Here is a 5,808-nt window from a genome sequence, read left to right as displayed (position 1 = left end):
CAGGCTTGAATCCGTGGGCCGCCGTGACCTAAATAACGGATATGCACCCAGTCAGAACAAAAGAGTATTTAACGAACAGTTTTTAGAACCATAAGCTCATCCCTATTCCATTAGAAGATCGAGCCCCCCCCATGCCCATACGCCGCCCCTTCATCGCCGTCCTAGGACTACTGGCCTTCTCCATCGCAGCCAGCGCCGAAGCCCAAGAAACCCTACGCATCGGCTACCAGAAATCCTCCACCCTGATCACCCTGCTAAAAACCCAGGGCACCCTGGAAAAATCCCTCAAGGCCAACCACATCGACGTAACCTGGCACGAATTCCCCAGCGGCCTCCCCCTGCTCGAAGCCCTGAACGTGGGCAACGTGGACATCAGCGCCGACGTCGCCGACACCGTGCCGATCTTCGCCCAGGCTGCCCAGGCCAAGCTCACCTACTTCGCCCAGGAAGCGCCCTCGCCTTCGGCCCAGGCCATCGTGGTGCGCAAAGACTCGCCGATCCAGCAGCTCGGTGACTTGAAAGGCAAGAAAATCGCCGTCACCAAAGCCGCCGGCACTCACTACCTACTGATCGCCGCACTGGCCAAAGCGGGTCTGGAATTCGCTGACATCGAACCCGCCTACCTGTCACCCGCCGACGGCCGCGCCGCCTTCGAGAACAACAAGGTGGATGCCTGGGTCACTTGGGAACCCTTCCTCACCGGCGTGCAACGCCAACTACCGACACGCACCCTGGCGGACGGCACCGGGCTGGCCAGCTACAAGCGCTATTACTTGACCGGCACGCCCTACGCCAAAGCCCATCCCGAGGTGTTGAAGGTGGTGTATGAGCAGTTGGAAAAAACCGGCCAATGGGTCAAGGCCAACCCACAGGACGCGGCGAAAGTGCTTGGTCCGCTGTGGGGCAACCTGGACGTGGCCACGGTGGAAGCGGCCAATGCACACCGTAGCTATCAGGTGCAGCCGGTGACGGTTGATCAGTTAGGTGAACAGCAGAAGATTGCCGATGCGTTTTTCAAGGCGGGCTTGTTGCCCAAGGCGGTCGATGCCAAGGATGTGCAGACCTGGAAGCCATAAAAAATGTGGGAGCGGGCTTGTGTGGGAGCGGGCTTGCTCGCGAAAGCGGTGGTTCAGTTAAAACTTCTTTGCCTGACACACCGCATTCGCGAGCAAGCCCGCTCCCACATTTGAATCCGGTTACACCCGTTTAACTGCGCTCATCCATCCCGCGCGCCGCCATCGCGCCCAACACCCCGCCCACCATCGGCGCCAGCCAGAACAGCCACAACTGCGCAATGTACTCGCCGCCCGCAAACAACGCCGGCCCGGTACTGCGTGCCGGGTTCACCGAGGTGTTGGTGACTGGGATCAGGACCAGGTGAATCAAGGTCAGCGCCAGGCCGATGGCAATCGGCGCAAACCCAGGCACCGCGCCCGGGGCGGTGACGCGCATGATGATGAAGACAAAGAAGAACGTGGCGATCAGTTCGGCCAGCAAGGCGGCCTTCATGTCGAAGTGGCCTGGGCTCAAGGCGTCATAGCCGTTGGCGGCAAATCCACCCATGACAAAATCGTCCTGGCCGTTGGCGATCAGGTACAGCGCTGCCGCCGCGCCAATTGCACCGGCGACCTGCGCCGCGATGTAGGGCAGCACGTCAACCCCGGCCACCCGCCGCCCGGCCCAAAGGCCAATGGTCACCGCCGGGTTGAAGTGCCCGCCCGAGAGGCCGCCCACCGCATAGGCCATGGTCAACACCGTGAGGCCGAACGCCAGGGACACACCGACAAAACCAATACCCAACTCGGGGAATGCCGCCGCCAGGATGGCGCTGCCACAGCCGCCGAACGTCAGCCAGAAAGTACCCAGAAACTCCGCGGTCAAACGCTTTTGCACAATCGACTCCATTGCTGTTCAAGTGCCGTCACCACAGGGCGTGGGCGGTCCTGGGCGACGGTAGCAATGGGCATCGCGGCGCCCTGTAAGACTTGTCTGGTTTTAACTGGGTGACACACCCTGCCCGAACTTGCGAATCGCCAGGCAATAGCCGATCAACGCGAGCGCCGCCAGCAAGCCGCCTGCCGCACCGATCCAGGCGAAGCCGAACTGGCTACCGACCCAGCTGCCCATCAGCGCGCCACCACCGATGCCGATGTTGTAGATGCCGGAAAACATCGCCATGGCCACGTCGGTGGCGTCCGGCGCCAGCACCAGCACCTTGGACTGCATCGCCAGGCCAAAGCCCATGATTGCCATGCCCCAGAAAATGCTCAGGCCGACGAGATAGGATTCGGCTCCGCTCAACGGCAGCATCAGCGCCAGGCACGCCGCCAGGATAAACACCGCGCCGACCACGAACAGATGGGGGTTGAAGCGGTGCACCAGGCTGAACAGCAGCGAACCGATAATGCCCGCGCCACCAAACACCAGCAGGATCAGGGTCACGGCACTGCCGCTCATGCCGGCCACGCCTTCGACGAAGGGTTCGATGTAGCTGTAGGCGGTGAACTGCGCGGTCACGGTCAGGGCGGTGAGTACGTACAGCGCCACCAGCGCCGGGCGTTTGAACAGCAACGGCAGGCTGCGCAACGAGCCGGAGTTCTGGCTCGGCAACAGCGGCAAGGTGCGCGCCAGCCAAAACACCAGCGCCGCGGCGAAGGCGCCGATCACCAGGAACGTGGTGCGCCAACCCATGGCCTCGCCGAGCAGGCGGCCCAGCGGAATACCCAACACCATCGCCAGGGACGTACCGGTGGCCAACAGGCCGAGGGCTTGCACCTGTTTGCCGGCCGGCGCCAGGCGCACGGCCAGCGACGCGGTGATCGACCAGAACAACGCATGGGACAAGGCGATGCCGATGCGACTGACCATCAGCAAGCCAAAACTGGTGGCCACGCTGGACAGGATATGGCTGGCGATAAACATGCAGAACAGCACGATCAGCAACTTGCGACGCTCGACGTTGCGCGTCAGCAACATCACCGGCAGCGACGTCAGGGACACGATCCAGGCATAGATCGTGAGCATCAGGCCGACGCTGGACACCGGCATGTCAAAGCTCGCGCCAATGGCGCTGAGCAGCCCGACGGGAACGAATTCGGTGGTATTGAACACAAAGGCGGCCAACGCGAGGGCGATGACCGGTTGCCAATTGGCTTGGGGGGTTGCGGCTGAAATGCTCATTGAAGGGCGCGGTACTCGGACGATGATCAAACGGCTACCCAGGACAAGCGCCGCCGTCGAGCATTCTATAGGTTTCTCGCTCGTCTGTTGGCGCTGATCCTGATCAAAAAGCCATCAGTTTCATCACGGCGCGGTCAACGTGACCACGTAAGCCCCCGACTGAATCGGCTTTCCAAGGGTATCCACCAGCACATACCGCTGGTCGTAATAGCGCCCGTTGGCGTTGTCGCTCACCAATTTGACGCTGACCGGTGCAGGGCCCCGCGCCTGTACGCTGCTCACCGACTGCACATCGAAGCGGTTGCCGCGAAAAGCCTGCGGGCATCCCTTCAGCTCCATGGCCGCGCCGCCCGAGGCACTGGTGGCACAGCCCGGCTCGACAATGCTGCCGTGAAACTGAATGACGCCGCCCGATGCCGCCAGGCAACCGCCCGCCCACACCGCAAAAAACCCGCTAACCAGTGACAAACGCTTAACGTTGTTCATCTCGACGCTCCTTCTTGGGTGATTAAGAAGGTAGTCGTCCGATTTGCCCAAGACTTGAGGGCCCCACTGCACCAAGCGGCTGCTCAGGGATCGACCTGCTCCATCAGTTCCACAACCGACTCGGGCCGCTGAGCATAGCGCTGGGCCAACGCCGCGCAGACCATCAGCTGGATCTGGTGAAACAGCATCAACGGCAGAATCAGCACGCCCATGGTTGCCCCGGCGAACAGCACCTGGGCCATCGGCACGCCCGTCGCCAGGCTTTTCTTCGAGCCGCAGAACAGGATGGTGATGCGGTCTTCCTGGTTAAAGCCGAACGCCTTGGCCAGCACAGTCGAGGCCACCAGCACCAGGGCCAGCAGCACGCAGCACGCCACCACCAGGCCGCCCAGCTCCCACAGGGGGATCTTGTGCCAGATGCCTTCATTGACCGCTTCGCTGAACGCGCCGTAGACCACCAGCAGGATCGAGCCTTGATCGACGAATTTCAGCCAGGACTTGTTACGCCCCACCCACGCGCCAATCCAGCGCCGAGCAATCTGCCCGGCGATAAACGGCAGCAGCAGTTGCACGCTGATCTTGAGGATCGCGTCGAGGGTGTTGCTGCCTTCGCCATGCACATTGAGCAACAGCGTCACCAGCAGTGGCGTGAGGAAGATGCCAAACAGGCTCGACGCCGCCGCGCTGCAAATCGCCGCCGGGATGTTGCCCCGCGCCAGCGACGTAAAGGCAATCGCCGACTGCACCGTAGCCGGCAGCGCACAGAGGTACAGCATGCCCATGTACAGGTCTTTGCCGATCAGCGGCGACAACAGCGGCTTGAGCGCCAGGCCCAGCAACGGGAACAGCACGAAGGTCAGGCTGAACACCAACAGGTGCAGGCGCCAGTGCCCGGCACCGGCGATGATCGCCTGGTTCGACAGTTTGGCGCCGTGCAGGAAAAACAGCAGCGCAATGGCCAGGTTGGTGACCCAGCCAAAGGCCACGGCGGTCTGGCCGCTGGCGGGCAGAAACGAGGCGAGGATCACCGTGGCGATCAGGGTCAGGGTGAAGTTGTCAGGGAGAAAGCGCGGACGAGTCATAAGTAAGGTCTTCCGGGGGTTGCCAAGAGCGTCTCGGCGACTCTAACGTAACGGCTTGTTACCGACTAACGCCAATGAGCCAACAAATGCCGCCTAAAGGACATGACAAAACCGTGCGCCGTAGCGTGCCCGGGCTTTCCAGCCTGCCACGGCCGGTGTATGGACGCACTGAATCCCTGCCTAATCGCGCCCTGACTCGGCGCCACAGTCACCCGTGGGTGCAATTGTCGTACGCGATTTCCGGGGTGCTGGAAATTCAGACAAGCGTCGGCCGCTTTGTTGCGCCGCCGCAACGCGCCGTGTGGATTCCGGCGGGCATGCCCCACCGCGTGTTCAGCTCCCCACGCACCGAGATGCGCAGCCTGTACCTCGATTGCAGCGTGACCGCCTGGGCGGATGCGCGTTGCCATGTGCTGGAGGTGAGCAGCTTGCTGCGCGAGCTGATCCGCAGCTTCAGCGAACTGCCGGTGGCCTATGCCGAAGACGGCGCGGAGGGGCGCCTGGCCCAAGTGCTGCTGGACCAGTTGGCCGCAGCGCCCCAGGTGGACTTGATGCTGCCGCTGCCCATGGACCCGCGTTTGCGCCAGATCTACCGCAGCTTGAACCTGCACCCGGAGCAGCAAACCACCCTGGGCGACTGGAGCCGCAAATTGGCGGTGAGCGAGAAAACCCTAAGCCGCTTGTTTTTGAGCGACACCGGGCTGACCTTCCGCGCCTGGCGCCAGCGCTTGCGGTTGCTCACCGCCCTGCCCGCCCTGGAACAAGGCGAGCGCGTGACGGATGTGGCATTGGGGTGTGGGTATGAATCGACCTCGGCGTTTATCAATGCGTTTCGCCAGCAGTTTGATGCGACGCCGGGGGAGTTTTTTCGCTGACTTACAGGTGTATGAGGTCAAAAATGTGGGAGCTGGCTTGCCTGCGATGGCGGTAGATCAGCTGCATCTGTGTTGGCTGACAGGCCGCCATCGCGGGCAAGCCCGCTCCCACAGGGGCTTGGGTTTGCAGGCCAGATCAGGTTTACACCGATCAAAAATGTGGGAGCTGGCTTGCCTGCGATGGC

Annotated in this window: 6 protein-coding genes; 2 read left to right on the top strand and 4 right to left on the bottom strand. The window is 62.3% G+C overall.

Translation table 11 applies throughout. The annotated features are described in order from the left end of the window. Positions 1–131: 131 nt before the first annotated feature. On the top strand, positions 132–1,076 hold the full coding sequence (locus DBR46_RS30105) for an aliphatic sulfonate ABC transporter substrate-binding protein (RefSeq protein WP_124530069.1): 945 nt from the start codon (positions 132–134) through the stop codon (positions 1,074–1,076). A 130-nt stretch (positions 1,077–1,206) separates the two neighbouring features. On the opposite strand, the gene aqpZ is transcribed toward DBR46_RS30105, so the two are convergent. The 4 genes from aqpZ to DBR46_RS30085 all read right to left on the bottom strand — a co-directional run bounded on the left by aqpZ (position 1,207) and on the right by DBR46_RS30085 (position 4,748). Then, positions 1,207–1,893 carry an aquaporin Z gene (gene aqpZ / locus DBR46_RS30100; protein ID WP_256659429.1) on the bottom strand — a complete coding sequence of 229 codons (687 nt, stop codon included), beginning with the start codon at positions 1,891–1,893 and terminating at the stop codon, positions 1,207–1,209. A gap of 102 nt (positions 1,894–1,995) precedes the next feature. Continuing rightward, positions 1,996–3,180, bottom strand: coding sequence for a sugar transporter (locus tag DBR46_RS30095; RefSeq protein ID WP_124530065.1), 1,185 nt, complete (start codon positions 3,178–3,180; stop codon positions 1,996–1,998). Between the two features lie 123 nt (positions 3,181–3,303). Further along, the gene (locus DBR46_RS30090; protein ID WP_124530063.1) at positions 3,304–3,666 is read right to left on the bottom strand and encodes a type 1 fimbrial protein; all 363 of its coding nucleotides are present in this window, start codon (positions 3,664–3,666) and stop codon (positions 3,304–3,306) included. A gap of 83 nt (positions 3,667–3,749) precedes the next feature. Continuing rightward, positions 3,750–4,748: a bile acid:sodium symporter family protein gene (locus tag DBR46_RS30085; protein WP_124530061.1), complete on the bottom strand. Its 999-nt coding sequence runs from the start codon at positions 4,746–4,748 to the stop codon at positions 3,750–3,752. A gap of 86 nt (positions 4,749–4,834) precedes the next feature. Here DBR46_RS30085 and DBR46_RS30080 point away from each other — a divergent pair, with 86 nt between their 5' ends. Further along, a complete protein-coding gene (locus DBR46_RS30080) occupies positions 4,835–5,623 on the top strand; it encodes a helix-turn-helix domain-containing protein (RefSeq protein WP_124530060.1) in 789 nt (262 codons plus the stop codon). Positions 5,624–5,808: the final 185 nt, after the last annotated feature.

This window comes from Pseudomonas sp. KBW05 (assembly GCF_003852405.1).
Taxonomy (GTDB): domain Bacteria; phylum Pseudomonadota; class Gammaproteobacteria; order Pseudomonadales; family Pseudomonadaceae; genus Aquipseudomonas.
The sequence above is the reverse complement of the archived record's forward strand: the minus strand, read 5'-3'. Positions and strand labels throughout refer to the sequence as shown.

What these genes read in the sequence shown, in the direction of transcription:
- DBR46_RS30105 (WP_124530069.1), top strand. Translation starts at nt 132, where the DNA reads ATGCCCATACGCCGCCCCTTCATCGCCGTCCTAGGACTACTGGCCTTC.
- DBR46_RS30095 (WP_124530065.1), bottom strand. Translation starts at nt 3,180, where the DNA reads ATGAGCATTTCAGCCGCAACCCCCCAAGCCAATTGGCAACCGGTCATC.
- DBR46_RS30090 (WP_124530063.1), bottom strand. Translation starts at nt 3,666, where the DNA reads ATGAACAACGTTAAGCGTTTGTCACTGGTTAGCGGGTTTTTTGCGGTG.
- DBR46_RS30085 (WP_124530061.1), bottom strand. Translation starts at nt 4,748, where the DNA reads ATGACTCGTCCGCGCTTTCTCCCTGACAACTTCACCCTGACCCTGATC.
- DBR46_RS30080 (WP_124530060.1), top strand. Translation starts at nt 4,835, where the DNA reads ATGCCGCCTAAAGGACATGACAAAACCGTGCGCCGTAGCGTGCCCGGG.